Here is a 23,266-nt window from a genome sequence, read left to right as displayed (position 1 = left end):
CAGCTAACATATTTTGACATATTTATACATTATCATAGGTCATGGGAAAAAGGGACTACTTTTTTTAGGAAACTTTTGAATTTAACATTTTCTTTAAATAAAGAAAAGGATCGTCTTTCACCATATCTGTATTTGCTACAAAAGGGTTGTTACGCAATTGAATTAAAAAGTGATTCAATAATTGAACCAAACCATTCCTTTCTTGTTCATCTAGACTAAACTTCAATCCGTATTCATGAACACCCTTCACTTCCCTTATCCGGATGATCTTTCCTGTTACAGAGATGTTTTGATTCATGATGGTTGTTTCGAATTTATACGTGATATCAGACCGAGCAGGGAACTTCATGTTCGATAGAAATCGTAATCCACCAGGACCAATATCATCAATAATTACTTCTGTCCTGCCAACGTTCACTTCTCTTCCTCTCAATTCGGCTACTGTCAGTTGTGCACGTAATGGAAAAGGTAATGAGATTCTGAAATATTTCCTTCTGTTTTTTGTTATGGTAGTTGCAGTTGGCTCCAGTATTGGATTTTCCAGCAAAAGTTGAAATTCTCTTTTTGGAACAGGTTTACTGAACAGGTAACCTTGAATTTCCTGACATCCTAGCTGTCTTAAAAAGTCCAGCTGCTCAAATGATTCCACACCTTCTGCTACGGTGTTTATGTTTAACTCGTTTGTCATATACATCAGCGACTTAATGATGACTTCCACGTTTTCCGATTCAGTTATTTGTTTCGTAAAAAACTGATCAATTTTAATCGTATCAATAGGGAACTTATTAATATAGGATAGAGACGAATATCCAGTGCCAAAATCATCAATTGTAATTGTGATGCCCAGCTCTCTTAGATACTTGATAGCTTCAGCAACTATTTCTTCATTTTGAATCATTTTTCTTTCGGTAAGCTCAAGTTCTATTAAGTCAGGTTCTATATTTGTTTCCCTTAAAATAGCTGTAATGGTTTCTTTCCAATCATCGTTACAAAAACGTTGTGCGGAAATATTGATAGAAATTGGTACTAGTGAAATGTTTTCCTTTTGCCATTCTTGCATAGAAAGACAAGTCTTTCTTAATACCCAATCACCAATCTTATCAACAAATCCGGTCTCTTCAGCAAGAGGTATAAATTCATTCGGTGCTATGAGACCTAATGTTGGATGCATCCAGCGAACAAGCGCTTCTGCACTGACTATTCTCCCTGTCAATGTTTCCACTCTGGGCTGATAATGGATAATCAATTCATCGTTTTTGATTGATTTGTGTAAGTCACTTTCTAAATGATGCCGGTTCCCGGATTCTTTCTTTTCTCTAGTACTCTCCTTTAATGCGCTTGACTGGCCACCACTTTTATTTCTGAAGAAGATCCCCATTTTACTACCCCTTTTCTATTCATTTACTCCATGATGTCTGCTCTTATCTATTACCTAGTTTGAAGCAAAATGGAATGAATCGGTATCACCAGTGGTTCCTATTTTCAGCTGGTCTAATAGGAAGAGCGGGTAGTAAGTTCTTCCTATATTTGTGTTGGTTTACTTATTTAGACTGGGTTAATCAGGAAAGAAGAAAAGAATACGATTTATCACTGAGAAAGAAGAGTAACTACCAGAAACGGTCCAAATCCACGGAAAGGCAACTTGTAACTCTCAGGGAAAGCCAGGATGCTCATCAGATTTTGCAGTAGAAATGACAAGCTACTTCAATGCATTTCCCCAAGCAGAAGCGGAAGAAGTGCTAGCGGGAAATGATTATTGTAATTACGACTTTCTGGAAAAAGCGGAGGATGAATTAGGAAGATTATATATCTTTCAAAATATTGAAGGAGAGCGGTTAAGTATAAATGCTGATACAGATACTTTAAAAGGTTCACTCGTAAAGTGAAAATAATCTAATTTCCATGTTCCATCAATATTTCTCAGTTCAACAGTTTCTTTGGAATGTTGGTGAAGATCATTTGCAGGTACATGGTATTGGATACGTATCAATTCCCTTGAAGCTTCCCATGTTTCAAATCTCAGACATCCGTTGTCCTAGGAAAATAAATAGCATCACATCCTCCATAACAATATAGTTATACTATTTCACGTACAATTAATTTTTCTGTTGCAAAGGGTTCCAATTTGCTAGCCATGCTTGCATAAATAGTATCTGTTAGTTGATTCGTAACTAAATCATACTGGGTGCCTGTATCACTATAGACGTTGTTAATATTCATTGATAGGTTATTGATAATACTAATAACTTCATTTAGTTCTGGTAATTGTACATTCTCTTTTTGAACCCTTTCTCAATTTTACTTTCCGCTTCATCCTCAACGCTCTCTTCATCTTCAGGAACCTTAGTGATCGTTCTCCTGCTTCCGTTTTTTTGTGGAACAGGAAGCAAAAGAACCGTCCCCGTGCTTCCCAACTCATATAATTTTTGTAGCGTGATAAAACCAATTAGCTGTATAACAGAAAAATTGGCACGAGAAAAATGGAGGGCCAACAGACCCTCCACTCCAACCAATTCGATAAGTCTTACTTTACACTAATCTTTCTCACGTTTTCATCGCCAGTAATTTCTACATTATCCCTTTCGATGATTACCTCTTTTACTTCAATTCCATTAAAGTCAACAAACGCCCCATGCTTTTTCGGTTTGATTGTTACGGTTGTATCCGCAAATCCTTCTCCATGGAATGTTGCATTTTCGCCCGTGAATACAACACCATTTTTGATTTCTGAAGCTGCATCAAGTGTGATGGATACGTTTGATTCATGGATCATTAGTTTACCTGTTTTGTAGTTTTTTAAGTCGTATGTTTTCTCTGGAACATTCGCGTTGTTCTCACCTTTTACAAATGTCCACATATCTGATCGTGTTTCACCAGTAAATTGATCCGTTGCAATCGTGTACCAGGAATAGGTTCTACCTTCGTCTAGCCCTGTCCATGTCATCTCCGCACCTTCTCCACTAGGAACATTCGCTACAGTTCCTATTTCTGTATCACTATACACATGAACAGCGAAATAATCTGTTGCAACACGTTTCTCCTGTACGGATAGGTCAAGCTCTATCATAAATTCATCTTTACCTGGATATTCATCGGTATCGAAGAAATTATAATCATCCATATATGGGGAATAGGTGTTAACCATAATTCTATTATTATCTTGGTCAAAATGAAGTAATCGCATATAGCCTTGTCCACCTTCTGGACCAGCTTGATAATCTGCAAGTAGTTGATATACTTTGCGATCCGCTGTTCCATCACCATTATCATCAATTTCATCGATCAACGTTTGTGCCTCATGATAATGTCCACTAAATACTGCAATAACATTTTCATTTGGTACGACAATTTCGTTATACAACTTTTCGCCAAGTGGATGTCTTGTTCCAGTTGCTAAAAGGTATTCGTGGAAATTTAAAATTGCCTTTCTATTCGGATGTGCTGCAAGAACCTCATTGACCCATGCGATTCCTTCGTCTGTCACATCCCAACCAAGGTATACCATGATATAATCATTGCCACCTGCTGACATCAAATCATAATGTCCTCGGTTATTGAGGTATGATTCACCATAATAAGGTTTATTTTCAAAACGATCTGCCCCAAAATACTTATAGTACGCTGTATAATCATTATTCACGCCACCAACATCATGATTTCCTGCTAAAACACCATATGGAATTTCATTGTCATCAAGTACACTCATATATTGATCTGCATGATCCCATTGGTATTCCTGATCCGCTTCATCTACTAAATCACCCGTATGGAATACATACTCTATCTTTAATTCCTCTTTCATTTCAGCAATCCACTGTGTTTGTCTATCAAAGATATGCGGAAAGCTTTCAGAGTAATATTGCGTATCTGACATCCAAACAAAAGTGTAATCATATTCATCCGGTGTACCTGGAATTAAATCTTGAACTAAGACATTTACTTTTGAATCTTTTACAAATTCATGAACAGTCACATTTCCTTTTAATTCAAAATCTTCTTCCCCTGCTATTTTATGATCAATTAATGTCCATTCATTAGCTTGGTGATTCCATGCGTACATCGACACTTTTCTGCCTTGTAATGAATTACCTTGCCAAATGAGTTCCACTATATCGTTTTCATCAACCGATTCATCGACCGTAACATCAAAACGATGATATGGGAACTGCGTATCTGAATCTGTTGTTAAATAATTGCCATCTTTTTCCGATACATTAGCAATGTCTTCGGTTGTAAAGGCTTGTTCTCCTTCTGGAACCATTACTTGTGGTGGTTCTGTATCTGCTGCATGTTTATAACCTATAACAGCATCTTTACTATTGAAATCATATTTATATCCTTGATTGAACGCTACATCCATTTTGTCCTGCGTTGGATCGGTCACCTTTACCTTCAGTTTAGGATTTCCATCAACCACAGCTGAACTATCATCTGCAGGAGAGATGAGTTCCGGTTTATCCGGATTCTCAGAGACTACTGAAAATGGAATAACTTCTTCTACGCTGTTTCCAACGTTGTCAGCAGCTATAACGGTAAGTTTATGTTCACCTGGTGTAAGCTTGGAAGATGCCGTTTCATATGGTACGGTAATTTCCTGTCCATCGAGCAAGACTTGGACATTTTCCTCCATACCAGCAATTTCATCTGTTACATCGACATTAATTGTAAATTCACCTTTATATTCTTCTCCATCTACAATCGTTGTTTCAACAACAGGGGCCGTATTGTCTACAAGCAGACTTGAACTTACTTCTTCATCCTTGTCTTCCACTTTTATCTCATGTTCGCCATCTGCAATCGTCGTTGTATCCCATTGATACGTTTTTGCTTTAGCATGTTCGTCTGCGATTGTAAATGTGAAATCTTCAAATGGATTGTCATCATTCATACCAATTACCCTCGTTGTGTCGGTGTAATTTGGATCTCTTAGAATCGTGCCATCTGATAATACCAATCGAACATTACGTAAATCATAGTTATCACGGTTTTCCGAGGATTCTAAATCATATGGTGATGCTTTGTTTCCAGATCTTAATGTTATTGTATTGTCACCTAATTGAAGGGAATCAGGTTCTATTGGGATACTGAATGTTTTCCAGTCTGTAAGCCAATCTTGATCCATCATGTATAGAATCTCATCACCCATTGTTACAGCATTTTTGAAATAGGTGTTCAAGCCATTTACCTCATATGCAAAATAGGCAACTCGATCAAGAGAATGATAGATTCCATCCACTTGTTCTTTTCCATCGATGTACATGTTCACATCATCCGGTGAATCTGCTTGTGATGTTCCTTTAAGGATAACCTCTCCATTTACGATTTCGTCATCTTCCACATTTAAACGTAGGCTTGATTGATCGAGATCATTCGTAATTGAAATTTCGAATGTTTCACTTTTTACTTCATTCACTCCATCTGTTACGACAAAATAATACGTTAATTGTTCATTCCCTATGATTTCAGGAGAATAGATTGTATGATGATAGAACCCATCATTTTCATCTTGTTGTAACACGACATTATTGTACTCATTTTGCTTATTTGTCTTATAAAACAAGCGAACACTTCGTACTTCATTATTGTCCGTTACATCTGCAGCGATATGAATATCACTCTGTTCATCCGCTTCGGTAACCTCTGTTATATTTTCGACTGTTGGATCAACTGTATCATTTTCAACCTGAACGGCCTGCTCTGGAACTTGGAATGATTCAACTGCACCTGGAGTAGCATCTTCCAAGCCAGCACTTACCTTCATAGATTCAAGGGAACCGTCCTCTGGATATTTATAAATAATACCCTTATTTGGCAATGTGTCATCAACACCTGCTTCATCATTATAGTAGGAAACGGTTATTTCTTTTCCTGCATTGGTCTTGACGACAAGTCCGCGTCCACCGCTATTTGCCATGCCGCCACTATAAATTTTTACAATATCTTCCTCTTCTACTAAGTCTGTACCGTAATGTGCATTAAAATCCGCAGTGGTTGCATTTCCATTCTTTGCATTAATGATCCAGAATACTAGCGTTTCCCCAGCAGGGATGACGACATCTTCTGGTACTGATGGCCAAACCACATCTCTAGATGGATCTTTATCATATCTGTAGTTCAATTTATAGTCTTTAAAGTTCATTGCTTGATCACTATTGTTATAGATTTCAATAAACTCATATCCATCTGCCCCGTCAATATTTGATGTATCAGGCACGACCTCTGTTACAAGAAACGGAGGAATCGCTGCAAAATCAACATTGACTTTTTCGACAGCAATGGTATATTCCTCTGTTTGTTCGCTAGTTATACCATCTGTTGCTTCGATATAGTAGACAATATCTGTTACAACATGCTTGCTTGGAATTTCTGCAGCATAGATTGATGGCTCTTCTGCATTCGCATGCATGGATAAGGATGTAAAGTTATCAGCACCTGCTTCTTTATAATAAAGGGTTGCAAGTGGAACCGCCGCATTATCCGTTATCGTTGCTTCGACTTGTATTGGTGAAAAAGAACTACTTTCCGTTATTGGCGTATGATCAATGATTGGTGCTTCTTCATCCTCTACTACATCTGGTAATGTTACAGGTGTTGCAGGAACTTGATTTGCCTCAATCGTACCAGGAGTAGGAATCGCTGCTCCTTGTTGTTTGACCATTTCTGTACTAGCTATTGGATATGTATAGTGAATATCTGCACCTGTGTTATCATTATCTTCTCCAAGATAACTTGCAGAAACAATTTCATTTCCTTCATTATCCTTAATAACAATGGCACGGTTTCCGCCATTAGCGAACCCAGGGAATACAGATGTAAACTCAACAACCTGTTCACTTCCTAAATCAACGCCAAAATTTGCATTAAAATCAGCTAACGTATTCCCACCATTATTAAACCAAAGCACCATTGTTTCTTGCGGCTCGATGGTAACAGCTGGAACTTGGAATATTGTTTCATTCCCTGTATCTGTATAACGGTATGTAAATGAGTAATTTGTTAATGCTAAAGGTTGATTCGTATTATTATAGACTTCAAAAAACTCGTAGTAATCTGTTCCCCCACCTTGCGAGTTTGGAGAAATCTCAGTAATTAATAATTGTGGATTAGCATCGAAATCTTCTTCCGTGTTTGGTGCTGTTGATACGGGATCAACCAAGTCTGTCTCATTGTCATTTTGTTCTTCTTCACTTAATTCCGTTGCTTTCGTCTCCATACTATCCGATTCTTCAGCAAAGACAAGATCACTTGGTAGAACCATCGCAAAATCGAGAAGCAATACGGTTAAGATTAATAGAATCGATAACGTCCTATTCACCAGTTTTCTCATATATTTCATAGAATTCCCCTTTGTAATTTTTTATTATACAATTGTAATCATAATGATAAATTATTAATTAACTGTTAAAATAGGATGTAGTTTTGTAAAATATTGCAAAAATCTGCAAATACAGACTTTTATTTCACTAATTTGGTGGGACAGAGGGACAGGTCCCATGAAATTAATTTTGCATGGTGACATTTAAAAACAAGAAAAGCTGTTAGATCAAATTGTGATATAAATACACATGATCTAACAGCTCCACTAATCCTATTAATTTAAAAATCTCACTTTTGGGGTCACCTCATTCCTGTTCCCATGCCCCCCCTACACACTATGCTTATAGCCTGTATTTGCTTTCACCTTCACCTCTGCATATCTCTTCATATCCGATTTTCCTTTAGATAAAACGGTTCCTAGGTAACCACCAAGGAAACCTAAGGGTACGGATATGATTGCTGGATTAGTAAATGGAAATAGTGGTTCTCCCACAAATAACGCTGCACCTTCAACAGGCGAGAAAACACTTGGGCTTATGGATACAAGAATTAATGCTGAAAATAATCCAGTTAGCATCGCTGTAACTGCTCCAGCAGTGTTGAATCGCTTCCAATAGACGGTATAAAGGATAACTGGTAAATTGGCGCTTGCAGCAATACAGAAAGCCAGTGAAACAAGGAAGGCTACATTCAGATACTGGGCAAATAATGCTAGTACAATAGCTAGCACCGATACTCCCAGGGAAGCATAACGTGCTGCCAGCATTTGTTGCTTATCGGTAGCCTTTCCCTTTTTAATAATCTGACCGTACAAGTCATGAGCAAATGCGGATGCACCTGATAAAACAAGTCCCGCAACAACGGCTAATATCGTGGCAAATGCAACTGCTGATATAAAGGCAAATAGGAAATCTCCTCCTATTGCTTGTGCTAATAACGGCGCAGCCATATTTCCACCTGGATTTGCGGCAATAATGGTATCATACCCAACAAATGCTGCGGCACCGAAACCAAGAAACAATGTAAGAATATAGAAAATACCGATTATCCATGTCGCTGTGATAACAGAGCTTCTTGCTGTTTTAGCATCCTTCACAGTGAAAAATCGCATGAGAATATGTGGTAATCCAGCGGTTCCTAGTACTAATGCAAGCATTAGCGAGAGTGTCCCGATTGGTTGTGTATACTGTAATCCTGGTTTCAAGTAATCAGCACCATGGCTTGTAGCTGATTTCACTTCCAGGAACATCTGTCCAATGTTAAAGTCAAATTTTAATAATACAAGAAAGGACATAATGATCATCCCAATCATAAGGAGGACAGCTTTTACAATTTGTACCCAGCTCGTAGCAATCATTCCGCCAAATAATACGTAAATGGTCATCATGACACCAACAATTAGCACTGCCAGCCAATAGTCCATCCCGAATAATAACTGGATAAGTGCACCCGCACCTACAAGTTGTGCGATCATATAAAACGTCACAATTGTAATTGTACTAAGTGCAGCTGCTCCCCTAACTTTCTTCGCATCGAAACGAGAATTAATCATATCAGCAAGCGTATATTTGCCGAGATTCCGTAATGGTTCAGCAACTAAATATAGAACGACTAAATAAGCTATTAAAAATCCAATACTATAAAAGAACCCATCAAATCCAAAAAGTGCGATGGCACCAGCGATTCCAAGAAACGAAGCTGCAGACAAATAGTCACCTGCTATTGCTATTCCATTTTGAACACCTGTTAATCCCCCGCCAGCAGTGTAAAAATCACCGGTTGTTTGGGTCTGCTTAGCTGCGAAATACGTTATGACAAGTGTTAGAAGAACAATAGCTAGAAAAAGGATAATTACAGTTGAACTCATTTGCTGTCACCTCCTTTTTCTATTTCGGCAATAATTTGCTCTGCCTGTCTATCAAAGGAAGCTGCTTTTTTAACATAAATGGTACATAATATCCATGTCATTGCAAATTGTGAAAAAGCAAAAAGCCATACCCATGATATTTCTCCAATTGCCGGTGTATTAAGAAAGGTCGTGTAAGACGTTAAAATAGGCAGTAGGAAATAAAACACCAGGAAAAAAATCGTTAATGGAACAATAAATCTCTTTCGATCATGCATGAGCTTTTTAAAGGCGTTACTATTTACTACCTTCACATAATCAACCTCTATCTCTTCACTCCGTTCACGTTTATACTCGTTCTCTACAGCCATATACATCCTCCTCGATTTTTCACTCTAGGATTTCCAATCATCCAGCGGTTACTAGTATCTATTCTTCCATCGTCGATAAATCACCCGTCGGAAGTCCAAGATCCCACGCTTTCAATACACGGCGCATGATTTTTCCACTTCTTGTTTTTGGTAAAGCGTCACGGATTTCAATTTCCCGTGGTGCCACATGTGCTGAAAGACCATCCTTTACAAATAAGCGGAGTTCTTCTAGTAATTCATCCGTTTTCACATAGCCATCCCTCAGGGAAACAAATGCTTTTATAATTTCACCACGTACAGGATCTGGCTTTCCAATAACAGCTGCTTCAGCAACTGCCGGATGTTCCACCAGTTTACTTTCCACTTCAAATGGTCCGACGCGTTCACCAGATGTTTGGATAACATCATCATCCCGCCCTTCGAACCAGAAGTAACCATCTTCATCCTTCGAAGCTAAGTCCCCTGATTCAAACCAGCCATCAAAAGGAAAATAGGTATCGAATCTCTTCTCATTTTTCCAAACGGTCCGCAGCATGGATGGCCAACCAGCTTTTACACATAATTTCCCCATTTTGCCTGGAGGAAGTTCATTCCCTTGTTCATCTAAGATGGCTGCTTCAATACCTGGAAATGGTCTCCCCATCGAACCGGGTTTCATTTTCATGGATGGATAATTGGCAATAATAATACCACCCGTTTCTGTCATCCACCAATGATCATGAATACGTAATTGATATACTTTCATTCCCCAATGAACCACTTCCGCATTCAAAGGCTCTCCGACACTTAATATATGGCGTAAAGAACGTAGATCATATTCTGTTGTAACATGATCGCCAACAGCCATTAGCCTACGAAAGGCCGTTGGTGCACTTAACCATACATTCACACCGTACTTTTCAATCGTTTGATACCAATCTTCTGGACTGAAGCGACCACCACGAACCAGATTAGATGCTCCATTCAGCCATGGACCGAATATCCCATAGGATGTACCTGTCACCCATCCGGGATCAGCAGTACACCAATAAATATCGTCTTCTTGCAAATCCAATACCCATTTAGCAGTTTGATAATGTTGAATCATCGCATTGTGAACATGCAGGATTCCTTTTGGTTTCCCTGTTGAACCAGATGTATAATGAAGAATCATACCATCTTCACGATCAACCCATTCTATTTCAAGGTCACGTGAAGCCTTTTTCATTTCTTCTTCATAGTTGTAAAAGGTAACATCCGCCGTATCCATATCTTTATCTGGCCCATCCCCAACTAAAATAATCTGATTTAAATGAGGAAGTTCTTTATAGGGTACACGTGGCAACAGTTCCTTTGTTGTAATTAACGTAGACGCTTCACTATTTTCCAAACGGTCACGAACCGCTTGCTCCATAAATGCTTCAAATAACGGCCCAGCAATCGACCCATTTTTTAATATCCCAAGCAAGCTTATATATAGTTCAGGTGATCTTGGCAGGAATAAAAAAACACGTTCCCCTTTTTCAATTCCCATGGTGCGTAATACATTCCCAAATTGATTGGATAAAAACTTCAGATCCTGAAACGTATACTTTTCATCCCGTTCTTGGTCACTGTAATAGAGCGCTACTTTGTTCTTTCTCCATGTGTCTGCATGACGATCAATTGCTTCATATGCCATATTTACGTTGCCGGTCTCGTCCCATGAAAAGCTTTTTTCTACATCTTCCCACTTAAAATTAGCATATGCCTGATCATAATCAGCCATATTTGCCCGTTCCTTTACTGGCAAAATCGTTTCACTCATGTGTCATTTCCTCCCCTAAAATATATTATTGCCCTATATTGAAAGCGCTTACTAATTAGTATATAGTTTTATAATTTATAAGTGGGGAAATTCGTTTCAATGGTTACTATCCGCGCTTGAATGGTCTTTATTAAAACACTAGTGGTTAATTTTCAAATAAATCAAGAAGATGTTTTCTTGCTGCTCGACTTACAGGTATTGTAGTCTGTTTCTTATCTTTAAGTGTCACATTACTTGTCCCATTGAACCACGGCGTAATCTCCTGAACATGATTTAAATTAACGAGATAGCTGCGATGTGTTCGAAAGAAGGAAAATCCTTGGACTTTCTTTTCCAACTCCTGTAATGTCATTCGACTAACGATTACCTTGTCTTCTGTATGAATTTCCAACATCCGCTTAAATGGCACAGCATAATAAATCGAATCTGGAGACAGGACAACCATTCGATCATTGTCATCAATAAGTAATTTTGAGGTAGTAGGAAATCCTTGATTTGGTATACTGCTCTCTCCTTTTACTTCCAGTTGCAGCAATCGTTTGCGAACTCGATCCATTGCTGTTTGAAAACGTACCAAATCATAAGGTTTTAACATATAATCAATTGCTTCTATTTCAAATGCCTCCACCGCATAATCATCATATGCTGTCGTGAAGATGAATAATGGCGGTTGTATGTATGCAAGCTCGGTTATTTTTTTCGCAGCCTCCACGCCATGCATGCCTGGCATATGAACATCAAGGAAGATCACATCTGGTTCCTGCTCTATGTATAAATCGATTAGTTGCTCCCCTGTCTCTGCACTTGAACAGAGGACGACATCCTTTTCCTTTTCCAGTAAATAGATTAACTCTTCACGTGCTAATTGTTCATCCTCTGCAATCATCGTATGGATTTTCATATAAAAACCAACCTCTCTCATTGATCCACAGATGGGATCTGAAAATATACTTCACTTCCACGATTAGGTAAATTACGAACATGCAAACCTGCCCCTTCACCAAGTAAATTAATTAAACGTTGATTGACATTATATAGCCCTGTTCCTCCATTTTGATTTCCTGCCAACAAAACATGACCAGCCTGTTTTAAAATATCCTCCGGAAAACCCCGACCATTATCACGAACACTTACCCTAACATGATCAGCAAATCTTTCAATACGTACTTCCACCCTTCCACTTTCTGTAACATTCTCTAGACCATGCTGGACGCTATTTTCAACGAGTGGTTGAATCGATGAGGGCGGAATTAGCAGAAGTCCGAGTTCCTCTGTATATGAAAAATCTATTTGTAAACGACTCGTAAATCGTGTCTGAATAATATCGATATATGCCTGTACATGCTCACATTCCTTTTCTAATGGAACAAGCTGCATCGAGACCAATTTAATATTAAATCGCATAAAATGCGCTAATTGTACTGTAATATGCCGTGCCTTTTCAGGATCTTTTCGAAATAACGCTGCAATCATGTGAAGTGTATTAAAAAGGAAGTGAGGGTTGATTTGTGCCTGAAGGTTTCGCAGTTCTACATCACGACTATGCAGTTCCAGCCTTTCCCCTTTAATTGTTTTTAGCTGGTTGGATATTAATGTCCCTAACCCTTCCGCTAGCATACGTTCCACCGGACGGATATGCTGTGCTTTTCGAAAATATAATTTAATCAGTCCAATTGCTTGATCTGCTTCCAAAATCGGAATGATAATGACGGCTTCTAATGGACATTTCTTATTTTCACATTGGATTTCTGCTTGCGACGAACCAACAAGCATCTGCCTGCTGGCAATTGCCCGCTTTGATAGAGAAGTAGTAATATGATTACCTACTAGATGATGATCAGCCCCTAACCCTTTATGCGCCATTATCTCCTTTTCACTTGTCACCGTTACAGCTGCTAATTTCAAACGATCATAAAGCAGATTTACAATCCCTTCCGCACAATCCTTAAACGAATCTTTCTTCAAAAAGGGAAGTGCTTCTTCTGCAATGGTCAATGCCTGCTTTGCTGCTAATGCGGCCTCATTTTCCTGCTCACTAAGGACAATTGCGATCATTGCCGTAAAAATCGCGATCGCAATACTATTTGATAATACAATTGGCAAACCAACTGTATTCACCATCGAGATCATTTCACTATTTTGCGAATCAAAGATAAGCAATAAATAGATGAGTAAAATTGGCGGGAAGATCCCGATGAACAATGCCTTGATGGGAGATATAACCCGCTCTTGTGAAAAAAAGCGGGCAGTAAATCCTGCTAATAAGCCTGTAATTGGATTAACGAGACTATTTGCAAGAAAGCCTACACCCCCGAGAAAAAATAAATGTATCCCAGCGATTAATCCCGCACCAAACCCAACCATTGGCCCACCTAATAGCCCAGCAATTACAATTGCAACAAGACTAGAGCTAACGATCAGTTGATCATCCTGAACAGACCATACAAAATCATGAATAACTGTGAAATCATTCTCGATAATAACACCTGTTATCGTCCCAGCAATCCCAAATAAACCAAACACACATGCATGGATCACGGACATTTTAAAACTAAATTCACGATAAAGTATGGATCTGAATCCAGGGATGCGTGTAAGCACGAAGGCAATTACCAACAATAAACCTAAGCGTTCAAATAAAGTAATTGTCAAATCCGTCACGAGACATCTCTCCTCGTATCTATCCCAGTCTGAGCTCGAATATAGAATGCATGAAACTCCGCGCTGCTTTCCTGTCTTTTTCCCGACATGATGGTTCCAAGATAAGCACCTAAAAAGCCGATAGGAATGGCAATTATTCCAGGATTATAGAGCGGGATCAGGGCTTCCCTGGCAATCCACCCTCCATCAGGATTCATAATATGAGGTCCAATGAATAAAAGCACTAAGGAAGCTGTCAACCCAGAGACCATTCCAGTGAGTGCACCTGCTTGATTAAAACGTTTCCAATAAATCGTCAATAACAGAACTGGTAGATTACTAGAAGCAGCAACGATGAATGTTAACGAGACGAGGAACGTCACATTCATATTTTTTAACCCAAGCGCAAACAAGGTGGAAATAAGTCCAATGACAAATGCTGTCCATTTTGCCACACGCACCTGTTTCCTTTCTGTGGTGTTTCCCTTTTTGATCATATGATAATAAATATCATGTGAGAAGGCAGTTGTAGCCGAGATTACTAATCCAGCAACGACAGCGACAATGGTTGTAAATGCGATTGCAGAAATGAATGCCATTAGAAAGTCACCACCCAATTCCTCTGCTAATAATGGGGCAGCTAAATTTCCTGTTGGATCGATCGTCACTAATTCCTGATAACCAACAAGCGCAACTGTACCAAGGCCTAGAATTAATGCGATCATATAAAACAAACCAATAATCCAGCTAGCGGTTAACACAGATTTCCGCACTTCTACCACGTTACGAACGGTAAAAAAGCGAATCAGGATATGTGGTAAACCAGCTGTACCAAGTATTAATGCAAGCTGAAGAGATATTGTTTCCAGAGGATTATTAAATAAATTACCAGGCAGGGAAAATTGATCTCCTAAAGGTGTACCAAGTTTAACCTGTTCGAGTAAATTGGTTATACTCCAATTGAAGCGGGAAAAGACAATGAGTGAGAGAAGGAATGTGCCAGAGATAAGTAACACTGTTTTGACAATTTGTACCCAAGATGTAGCAAACATTCCACCAAACACCACATAAATGGTCATTAAGCTTCCAATAATAAGCACAGATATGGAGTAATCAATATTCAGCAATAAACGAATTAAAAGACCCGCAGCAACTAATTGTGGGATCATATAAAGAATGGAAATGACCAATGTACTAATAGCCATTAGACCACGCATTTTATAGCTTGGAAAGCGTGAGCAAATAACATCCCCTAGTGAATACGTACCTAAATGATGAACAGGCTCAGCTATAAAAAACAAAACAATTATATAGGAAACTAAAAAACCAACAGCATACAAAAAACCATCAAATCCATTGATCGCAATGGTACCGATTATCCCTAAAAATGAAGCAGCACTAATATAGTCCCCAGCGATTGCCATTCCATTTTGGATACCTGTTAAACTACCAGCTGCAATATAAAATTGATTCGTTGTTTTACTTTGTCTTGCAGCCCAATATGTAATAATTAACGTACAAACGATAATACACAGAAAAAACAGGAAATAGGTAATATTCATGAATTCACCTTCCACTGGATATAAGGACAGGTTTCCTGTCTCAGGAATCAATAAGTGTATGATATAAAATTCAATATTTTCTTTCTATTATTAAATAGTAAACGAAGAAGAATGATAAGTAAAGGGACGAGCGGGACGCGGGGATAGTAAACTGTCACTATTCTCCCTTTGATTTCATATGGAAATGGGACATGGCCCGTAGAAAGATTTATTCTTACATCACCCTACGAATCTCATTGTCATGTTTCATAGGTCAGGGCATTCTAGTAGTTGTACCTTCACGTCTGTCGTTTACAACATCATAGGTACATGGGGACAGGTTTTCTTGTCCCCCTAAAATTAATTTTGCATGGTGAAATTTAAAAACAAGAAAAGCTGTTAGATCAAATTGTGATATAAATACACATGATCTAACAGCTCCACTATCCTATTAATTTAAGAATCTCACTGGATCAAGGTTCCTGTTTCCATGTCCCCAGAAAAATTGGAAGCACAAGAACCGTCCCCATGCTTCCATCGAGTGATTGTTTTGGAGCTTAATTTTGATTCGACAAAATTTAGGAAGTGAAACCTATTTATTTTCCACAAGCGAAACTGGATGTATACCCTTCTTCACAGCACCTACATACTCATCTACTGTCTGTTTACCAATGGTCGAGTCTGGTGCAATTGCTTCAAATCCGTGAAAAACTCCAGGGTAGAGATGAAACTCTACATCAACACCAGCCTGGCAGAGCCGAGTTACATAGTCTAATGTTTCATCACGAAATGGATCTAATTGTCCAACACAAATATATGTTCTTGGGAGGCCTGATAAATTAGTTGCCCGCGCAGGTGCCGCATATTCAGAAACATTTTCTGTTCCGTCTTTTCCATTTAAATACATGGACCAACCCTTCTTATTTAAATCATGATTCCAGACAAAGTTTCCCGTTACTTCAAAACTTGATGGGGTATTATTATTATCATTAATCATTGGATATAAAGGCATTTGAAAACATATTTCGGGCCCTTTTCTATCTCTAGTAAGTAAAGCAAGTGCGGCTGTTATTCCGCCACCAGCACTTTGGCCTGCTACCCCTATTCTAGTTGCATCTACACCTAGTTCACCTGCATTCTCATACACCCACTGAAGTGCTGCATAACAATCCTCTAACGCAGCTGGATAAGGGAATTCTGGTGCCAAACGATAATCCACAGAAACAACCATGCAATTTGCTTCCGTAACAAAACGCTGGCACAAAATATCCCCTTCCTCCGGTGAACCTAATACATAACCTCCACCATGAATCCACAACAATACGGGTAGTGCTTCACCACTTTTTTCCTTTTTTTCATAAATCCGTACCCTGACGGAAGATTGATCATAAGAATTTGGTATCATCTCGTCATTAATAGAAACAGATTCATCTAAGGGAATCTCCATAGCTTGGAGACCATCCTGGGCCGCTTGTCTTGTAGCTTTATAATTATCCAAATCTAATGGTGGAAATGCCTCAATTATTTCTCTCAATTCTGGGTTAACTCTATTTTTCATATGCTATCACTCCATTTATTTATATTTTGTTTAAATAATAATCATTTCATATATACGACCATCATCTCTATCGTTAAGACCATTCCAGTGATTTAGAACTAGATGCTAAAGAAAAACCTGCATATTCTTTTTTCGCTACCTCATCACATATATCCCGATAAGGACCATATCCTCCTACATAAATTTGAAAACCTCGAGCCTTGTCGGCAATATTGGCTCCGTTATACCAAGACTCAACCTTTGTATAAAGCGTTTTGTCGGCCAGCTTTCGGCAGTGCTTGCTCCAAGCAATTTCATCTTCCGAATTGGCTTCAATTGTTTCAATATCATGCTTACGAAGGTATTCCATACAATCTGCAATCCACTCCACATGCTGCTCCACTGCTACAGGTACATTCCCTAAAACGGAAGGACTTTCTGGGCCTGTAATCATGAACATATTTGGAAATCCAGCAGTGGAAATACCCAGATAGGTGTGGACATCTGATCCATTTTCCCACTTATCTTTCAGAGATATGCCGTCCTTTCCTCTAATATCCATATTAAATAGTGACCCGGTCATTCCGTCATATCCAGTCGCAAAAACGATAGCATCCAGGTCATACGCTTCATTGGTTGTCCTTATTCCAGTTTTAGTAATTTCCTCAATCGGAGCTTGTTTCACATCTACAAGACTTACATTTTTTCGATTATATGTTTCAAAGTAATCCGTATCAAGGATAGCCCGCTTCGCTCCATAATAATAAGATGGCGTTAATTTCCTAGCAATCTCTGAATCTTTTACCGTTTCCTGTATTTTTTCCCGGATGAACTGGGAAACCGTTTCGTTCGCTTCCTCATCAGCTAGCAGGTCATTATAGGAAAACAATAAATATGCCCCACCTTTTTCCCAAGCATCTTCATATTTTTTATGGCGGGCTTCCGGAGTGTCTTCTAATGCAGATAGCTCCCCTGGCTGGATTGGAAGTCCCCCCATTGATGACCGTATTTTCCGCTTGATTTCATGAAAGTTTTCTTTCGCCTGCTGAACGGTTTCCGCCTTGTAAGGATGGTTCTTTGCCGGCACACTATATTGCGGTGTCCGCTGAAAAACTGTCAGATGTGCTGCTTCTTTCGCAATCTCAGGAATGGTCTGGACGCCACTTGATCCGGTACCAATAACTCCTACTCTTTTACCATGGAAATTAACCTTCTCATGGGGCCAGTGGCCTGTATGGTACCATTCACCATCATAATTCTCTAATCCCTTAAAATTAGGAATGTTGGCGGTAGATATGCAGCCAACCCCTGTAATAAAGTATTTAGCTGATATCACTTGGTTGTCATTTGTATGGATAATCCATTTATTTGCCGCTTCATCATACTGAGCAGAATGAATGCGTGTACGAAATTCGATATCTTTCCTGAGCTCAAACTTATCTGCAACAAAATTAAGATAACGGAGTATTTCCGGTTGTCCGGGAAATCTAGATGTCCATGTCCATTCGTTATAAAGATCTTCTGAAAAAGTATAGTTATAATAAATACTTTCTGAATCACAGCGTGCACCAGGATATCGATTCCAATACCACACGCCGCCAACATCGGCAGCAGCCTCATAGACAATCGTACTGAATCCAACCTGACGTAATTGATGAAGCATATACAATCCTGAAAAACCAGCTCCAACAACTACTGCATCTAATTCGGTTACATCATTCTTCCTCGTTGTAGATGTCATATTTATCATCCTCCTAAAACATTATTGTAAGCGGATTCATAATAGTTTCCATGAAAAACTAACTATCCCTACAATTCTACTCTTTACTCGGATCATTAATCTTTCTTTTTTATGACAAGGCTACTACCATTGATTGACAACACTTAATCCTGGTGTTTTAAATTCTTCCATATTAACGATGATATCAGCAGCTTCTTCAAGGCTTACCTTTCTAGTAATCATTTTCTCAGGCTGTAGTACACCACTTTCTATCATATTCAACATAGCGGAGAATCTAGATACAGGCATATTAGATGAACCAATAAACTCCAATTCTTTTACTACAATCAAATCCACTGGTAATTCAACTTTCCCTTGCTCATCAGCTGATGTAAGTCCTAATTGTAAGTGTCTTCCGCGCTTCCTCAAACTATTAATTGCATTCTGGCAAGTTGCAGTTATTCCCAATGCATCCACCGCAACATGAGCACCTCCGCCCGTAATCTCTACGATTCTCTGTACAGCATCCTCTTTACTGCCATTAATCGTAAATTCAGCGCCGAATTCTTTCGCAAGTTCTAAGGCTTCATCATTAATATCAACGGTTATGACTCTTGCACCGATCGCACTGGCAACATGTGACACACATAAACCAAGACCACCACTTCCATGAACAGCAACCCATTCTCCTGGTTTTACTTTCACTTGGTCTACCAGCCCATGAAATGCTGTCATAAAGCGGCACCCTAGTGCAGCACCTGCTTCAAACGAAATCGAATCGGGTAATTGCACAACATTCCGGTCTGCATCGTGAACATGAACATACTCCCCAAAACCACCCCAATAAGAAATGCCAGCAACACTTCCGTGATCACAAATATTGGAATGACCTGTCATACAATACTCACAAGATCCTTCCCCATGTGCATGTGGAACAACAACCCTGTCACCTTCTTTGAATTTAGTAACATCACGACCTACTTTATCTACTACTCCTGAAAATTCATGACCTAAAACATGAGGTAATTCCAATTGCATGCCAATCCAGCTCAAATCACCTTTCATAAGATGATAATCGCTTCTGCAAATCCCGTTAGCCTTTACGCGAATAACCACCCCATTGTCTTCTAAAGTTGGTTCCGGAACCTCCTTTACCTCCATCTTTTTGTTAAATTCAGTTAGGACAAGTGCCTTCATAACAATTCCTCCTCATAGTTTTTTGGTTAATTTTATAGAAATAAGTTAAACACCTGATAATAGTGGGGATTTTTCAGCCATTGAATGTAAAAATTTAATCCCTTTCTATTGGAGTAAACATGGGAATAGTGATTCTTTCGGACCAATCTTGGAAGGTGACTTCTACTTCTTGGCCGACATTCACATCTCTTGGATTACACCCAACTATATTACTCATCAGACATGGACCTTCACGTAATTCAATAATTGCAACCACATAGGGTGCTTCTTTTGAATAAGCCTTTGATATCGCCCGATGGATAATTGTATACGTCTTCACTTTCCCTTTGCCAGTTGCTTTAACCCAGTGAACATTTCTACTCATACAGTCTGTACACATCATACGAGGATAGAACTGAGATTTCCCACATTGATTACATTGCTGAATTAATAATTCACGGTTTCGGCAACCTTCCCAATATGCTTCTGTCTCAATGGTTGGTTCTGGAAAGTTCTTTCCCGCATGTTCCATGGCTACACCTCCTTGCCCAGAATAAGTGTTGTATGACTAGACATGATGCCACCCTGTCCGTGTACAAGCGCAACCTCAGCATCCGTTACTTGTCTCCTGCCTGCTTCGTTTCTTAATTGCACAACAGCTTCCGTTAAAGCAAACATGGACCCCGGATTACCCGGATGGCAATGGGAGAGTAATCCACCATGTGTGTTGACCGGGAGAGATCCTCCAAGCTCAATGGCACCACTTTCCACAAATGCCCCACCCTCTCCTTTGTTACAAAAACCTAGATCCTCTAATTCAATCAAAACAGTAGGAGTGAAACAATCATAAAGTTCCGCAAAATCGATATCATTTGGACCAAGACCAGCCATTTCATATGCGCGTTCCCCGGAATCGACAGCAGCAGAAGTGGTAAGACTTTGTGCCTGGCTGATATGCTCATGTCGGTGACCTTCACCTACACCGAGTAGATATACCGGTTGCTTCGAGTAGTTTTTTGCCTTTTCCCTGGAGGTAAGAATAACTGCTGAGCCACCATCAGATATAAGTGAACAATCATATAAATGAAGCGGATCTGCAATCATGCGAGAGTTCACTACATCCTCCACTGTGATTAATTCACGCATTTGTGCTGCTGGGTTTAGATGAGCATGTTTTCGAGCGGTAACAGATACAGCAGCTAATTGTTCTGCCGTGGTACCAAACTCAGCCATATGCGCTCTCGCAATCAACGCATACAAAGAAGGTACAGAGGGTCCATAGGGTGATTCAAATTGCGGATGGCCAGTAGAAGCCTGTGTTTTCATCGCCTTTTCTTTAGAAATCCCACTTCTTAGGCTATCCGCCATGGTGATAAGCACCGTATCACAAATACCTGTCGCAATTGCGGAAGCAGCATGATGCAAAAGAGAAAATGTTGTACCACCTCCAGTACCAACACTGATACAATACTTAGGTTCTATTTGCAGATATTCAGAGATTGCCTCCGCATGATATAAAAACGGCTCTGCCCAAGAGTCGCAAGAAACGATCCCGTCAATCTCATCTTTTGTAATGCCAGCATCTTCCATTGCTTTTAGAGCCGCATCCACACAAAGTTGTGTAGCTGACATATGAGGAACAACCCCAACATCTGAATCTGCTGCACCAATGATTGCAGTTTTGCCTCGTAATGATTCCAATGGATTTCCTACTTTCTGTTTATAATCATGCATTACCGGACTACTTTATATTCTGCCGCCTCCCTATCCCAAGTCTCATTTGTGATTCCCTCTTTACGAAGCTTATATTTTTCAATTCGTTGAGAAGGTGTTCTCGGAAATTCATGAATAAAACGAACATATCGAGGAACAGCAAAATATGGCAGCCTTTCTTGGCAAAAGTCCAGCAGCTCTTCCGGATCTAGTTCAAGACCATCTCGTATCTTTACAACTGCGAGTACCTCTTCCTCCGTTAATTCTGAAGGAACACCAATGATCGCTGAATCCTGAACAAATGGATGTTTATTGATGACATTTTCAACTTCATAGGATGATATATTTTCACCTCTACGCCTTACAACATCTTTCTTCCGGTCAACAAAGTAAAAATACCCATCCACATCTACTTGCCCCCGGTCTCCGGTATGAAACCACAAGTTTTCCCATGATTTAATGGTAGCTTCCGGCATTCCGTAATATCCAGAAAACATAATGGAAGGTTCCTTAGGACGTACAACCATTTCACCAGCTGTATTTGGTGGACAGGGGTCACCAAACTCATCCTGTATTTGAATTTCAAAAATGGAAAGTGCTTTTCCACAGGAGCCTTTTCTAAATGACTCTGCCCGATTTACGGTTGCCAACCCAATCTCCGTCGAACCATAAGCCTCCGTAATCTTTACATTAAATCGTTCTTGAAATGATTCATATATTTCAGCTGGACACGGAGCACCTTGAATTTGCCTGACGGTATGAGTAGCATCGTTTGGGCGTTCTGGTTGTTTCATTAAAATCGTTAAAAGGGATCCCATATAATTGAATGTTGTGATTTGCTCTCTTCTGCAAATATCCCAGAATTTAGATGCTGAGAAGCGATTATGCATAACAACATCACTTCCGGATAATAATGCTGCAAGAATCGTTGCATATCTAGCGTTAACGTGGTAAAGAGGAAACATGGTAAACAACCGATCAATAGGAGTATAGTTCATCAGGTCACAGCAGGACCTAGCCAAGGCAAAATTCGCCCGATGGCTAAGTATTGCTCCCTTCGAAGGTCCGGTTGTACCTGAAGTAAAGAGAATTAAAGCGTGATCTTTCGGTTTAATTTGGATTTCTATATTTTCATCCTTAGCATTATCTATTAATCGTTGATAGGAATGAATGGAAATATGTTCGATGATTAAGTTCGGATCGTCTTCCCCAACAACAATGACATGTTTTAGGCAGTCTAATTGATCACTTATTCTTTGAATTCGATCGACCCACTCAGACTGGATAACGATTACTTTACATTCCGCTTGATTAAGAATAAATGCTAAGAGGTCTCCACGAAGTCCCGTATTAATAGGAACTTCCATAACACCAATCCTTGTTAGTCCTAGCCAGGTAGTTAAGAAATCCGGGCAATTCGGGAGCATAACCGCACAGGTATCCCCCTTGGATAAATCTAAAGAAGAAAATGCATTTGCTGCCTTGTTTCCACCAAGATGAAATTGATTATATGTGAGATCCTCACTTTCAAAACGTACAAACCGTTTATCGGGACTTTCTCTTGCTCGGAATGCTGCAATTGCCCCAAATGTCTCTGTACCGGTATACATATTCATCTC

The 23,266-nt window shown here is 39.3% G+C and carries 16 protein-coding genes; 1 reads left to right on the top strand and 15 read right to left on the bottom strand.

Annotated elements, in window-relative coordinates:
• Positions 1 to 64: 64 nt before the first annotated feature.
• A complete protein-coding gene (locus tag ACHABU_RS15210; protein WP_435765784.1) occupies positions 65 to 1,378 on the bottom strand; it encodes an EAL domain-containing protein in 1,314 nt (437 codons plus the stop codon).
• Positions 1,379 to 1,691: 313 nt separating this feature from the next.
• Here ACHABU_RS15210 and ACHABU_RS15205 point away from each other — a divergent pair, with 313 nt between their 5' ends.
• The gene (locus tag ACHABU_RS15205; RefSeq protein ID WP_435765783.1) at positions 1,692 to 1,886 is read left to right on the top strand and encodes a hypothetical protein; all 195 of its coding nucleotides are present in this window, start codon (positions 1,692 to 1,694) and stop codon (positions 1,884 to 1,886) included.
• A gap of 366 nt (positions 1,887 to 2,252) precedes the next feature.
• Here the strand turns inward: ACHABU_RS15205 and ACHABU_RS15200 are convergent, their stop codons facing one another.
• From ACHABU_RS15200 to ACHABU_RS15135, 14 genes are all read right to left on the bottom strand, one after another.
• Positions 2,253 to 2,492, bottom strand: coding sequence for a hypothetical protein (locus ACHABU_RS15200; RefSeq protein WP_435765782.1), 240 nt, complete (start codon positions 2,490 to 2,492; stop codon positions 2,253 to 2,255).
• Positions 2,493 to 2,524: 32 nt separating this feature from the next.
• Positions 2,525 to 7,336: a lamin tail domain-containing protein gene (locus ACHABU_RS15195; RefSeq protein ID WP_435765781.1), complete on the bottom strand. Its 4,812-nt coding sequence runs from the start codon at positions 7,334 to 7,336 to the stop codon at positions 2,525 to 2,527.
• Between the two features lie 309 nt (positions 7,337 to 7,645).
• Positions 7,646 to 9,184: a solute symporter family protein gene (locus tag ACHABU_RS15190; protein WP_435765780.1), complete on the bottom strand. Its 1,539-nt coding sequence runs from the start codon at positions 9,182 to 9,184 to the stop codon at positions 7,646 to 7,648.
• Positions 9,181 to 9,534 (bottom strand): DUF485 domain-containing protein, encoded by a 354-nt coding sequence (locus tag ACHABU_RS15185; RefSeq protein ID WP_435765779.1) that lies wholly within the window; start codon positions 9,532 to 9,534, stop codon positions 9,181 to 9,183. Before ACHABU_RS15185 ends, ACHABU_RS15190 begins: the two co-directional genes overlap by 4 nt.
• Before the next feature lie 58 nt (positions 9,535 to 9,592).
• Entirely contained in the window at positions 9,593 to 11,320 is a 1,728-nt protein-coding gene (gene acsA / locus ACHABU_RS15180; protein WP_435765778.1) for an acetate--CoA ligase, read from the bottom strand.
• Positions 11,321 to 11,465: 145 nt separating this feature from the next.
• On the bottom strand, positions 11,466 to 12,221 hold the full coding sequence (locus ACHABU_RS15175; protein ID WP_435765777.1) for a LytR/AlgR family response regulator transcription factor: 756 nt from the start codon (positions 12,219 to 12,221) through the stop codon (positions 11,466 to 11,468).
• A 17-nt stretch (positions 12,222 to 12,238) separates the two neighbouring features.
• Positions 12,239 to 13,981, bottom strand: a complete 1,743-nt coding sequence (locus ACHABU_RS15170; protein ID WP_435765776.1) for a LytS/YhcK type 5TM receptor domain-containing protein — start codon at positions 13,979 to 13,981, stop codon at positions 12,239 to 12,241.
• On the bottom strand, positions 13,978 to 15,522 hold the full coding sequence (locus ACHABU_RS15165; protein WP_435765775.1) for a solute symporter family protein: 1,545 nt from the start codon (positions 15,520 to 15,522) through the stop codon (positions 13,978 to 13,980). Before ACHABU_RS15165 ends, ACHABU_RS15170 begins: the two co-directional genes overlap by 4 nt.
• A 571-nt stretch (positions 15,523 to 16,093) precedes the next feature.
• The gene (locus tag ACHABU_RS15160; RefSeq protein WP_435765774.1) at positions 16,094 to 17,059 is read right to left on the bottom strand and encodes an alpha/beta hydrolase; all 966 of its coding nucleotides are present in this window, start codon (positions 17,057 to 17,059) and stop codon (positions 16,094 to 16,096) included.
• Positions 17,060 to 17,132: 73 nt separating this feature from the next.
• Complete coding sequence (locus ACHABU_RS15155) at positions 17,133 to 18,779, bottom strand: flavin-containing monooxygenase (RefSeq protein WP_435765773.1); 1,647 nt, start codon at positions 18,777 to 18,779, stop codon at positions 17,133 to 17,135.
• Positions 18,780 to 18,902: 123 nt separating this feature from the next.
• Complete coding sequence (locus ACHABU_RS15150; protein WP_435765772.1) at positions 18,903 to 19,955, bottom strand: zinc-dependent alcohol dehydrogenase family protein; 1,053 nt, start codon at positions 19,953 to 19,955, stop codon at positions 18,903 to 18,905.
• A 94-nt stretch (positions 19,956 to 20,049) separates the two neighbouring features.
• Entirely contained in the window at positions 20,050 to 20,466 is a 417-nt protein-coding gene (locus ACHABU_RS15145) for a Zn-ribbon domain-containing OB-fold protein (RefSeq protein WP_435765771.1), read from the bottom strand.
• A 2-nt stretch (positions 20,467 to 20,468) separates the two neighbouring features.
• Complete coding sequence (locus ACHABU_RS15140) at positions 20,469 to 21,668, bottom strand: acetyl-CoA acetyltransferase (RefSeq protein WP_435765770.1); 1,200 nt, start codon at positions 21,666 to 21,668, stop codon at positions 20,469 to 20,471.
• Positions 21,668 to 23,257, bottom strand: a complete 1,590-nt coding sequence (locus ACHABU_RS15135) for an AMP-binding protein (RefSeq protein WP_435765769.1) — start codon at positions 23,255 to 23,257, stop codon at positions 21,668 to 21,670. The genes ACHABU_RS15140 and ACHABU_RS15135 overlap by 1 nt, the downstream gene beginning before the upstream one ends.
• Between the last annotated feature and the right edge of the window lie 9 nt (positions 23,258 to 23,266).

This window comes from Oceanobacillus sp. CF4.6, assembly GCF_051262635.1.
Classification (GTDB): Bacteria; Bacillota; Bacilli; order Bacillales; family Amphibacillaceae; genus Oceanobacillus.
The sequence above is the reverse complement of the archived record's forward strand: the minus strand, read 5'-3'. Positions and strand labels throughout refer to the sequence as shown.